The organism is Virgibacillus carmonensis, from assembly GCF_057836705.1.
Genome location: NZ_JBYQFJ010000097.1, coordinates 1 through 917, shown reverse-complemented (window position 1 = coordinate 917; position 917 = coordinate 1). Strand labels below are relative to the sequence as shown.

3 protein-coding genes are annotated in these 917 nt (G+C 42.0%); all 3 read left to right on the top strand.

What is annotated here, in order from left to right; genetic code table 11:
* Nucleotides 1-230 (top strand): IS66 family insertion sequence element accessory protein TnpA (locus AC3G7N_RS20690; RefSeq protein WP_489424049.1); only part of this gene is annotated, 230 nt, incomplete at its 5' end.
* Nucleotides 224-580, top strand: a complete 357-nt coding sequence (gene tnpB, locus AC3G7N_RS20685) for an IS66 family insertion sequence element accessory protein TnpB (RefSeq protein ID WP_089063147.1) — start codon at nucleotides 224-226, stop codon at nucleotides 578-580. The genes AC3G7N_RS20690 and tnpB, both read left to right, overlap by 7 nt.
* Nucleotides 581-646: 66 nt before the next feature.
* Nucleotides 647-917 (top strand): transposase domain-containing protein (locus tag AC3G7N_RS20680; protein WP_489424048.1); only part of this gene is annotated, 271 nt, incomplete at its 3' end.

Genomic DNA, 917 nt, shown 5'->3' with positions numbered 1-917 from the left:
AACCTCAAATGTATTACTGGGTTCAGAAATTCGAGCGTGAGATAAAATCTCCTGATCAGGAAACATCTGATACGCAGTGGCTGACAGTCGACATGAAAGATGAGCCAGCACAGATTTCTAGTCAAGAACCCGTGTTTATTCACTTCGGTACCATTTCTGTTGAAGTACGCCCCGGTGCCAATATGGGACTGTTATCCGATGTCGTACAAATCCTACAAAATCAATGCTAACAAATTCTCAGTTTGAACGTGTTTATATAGCCCGTGGCAATACAGATCTTCGCAAATCGATTGATGGACTAGCGGTCATTGTGAAAGAATGCTTTGAACTTGATCCCTTTTCTCCTTGCTTGTTCGTCTTCTGCAATCGAAAACGTGATAAGTTAAAAATTCTTCAGTGGGAGCACAATGGTTTTTGGCTTCATTACCGAAGGTTAGAACGCGGGACATTCCATTGGCCTTCTGAAAAGGAGGCCACACCACTGCATATAAGTCAACGCCAACTTCGTTGGCTGTTGGATGGCTTACCCATTGAACAAAGACAAGCACATCGGGAAGTGAAGGCGCGCACCATACTTTAGATAAAAAATCTATTAAAATATGGAATCCGACTAGTCAGGGCGGGTTCTTTTTCGTATAATTATTTTATGAAGAATACGGAGCAAACATCAAACGACACAATTGAATTTTACATAGAGCGCAACGAAAAGCTTGAGATGGAAAAGGAAGAGCTGGAGGCAAAAATAAAATGGTATGAGGAGCAGTTTCGTCTAAGCCAGCAACGTCAATTCGGTTCATCCAGTGAGAAAACCAATCCAGATCAACTCTCCCTTTTCAACGAAGCTGAGGCTTCAGCTGACTCCACAGTTGAAGAACCGACTATTGAAATCATTACATATAAACGAAAGAAACAGCGTG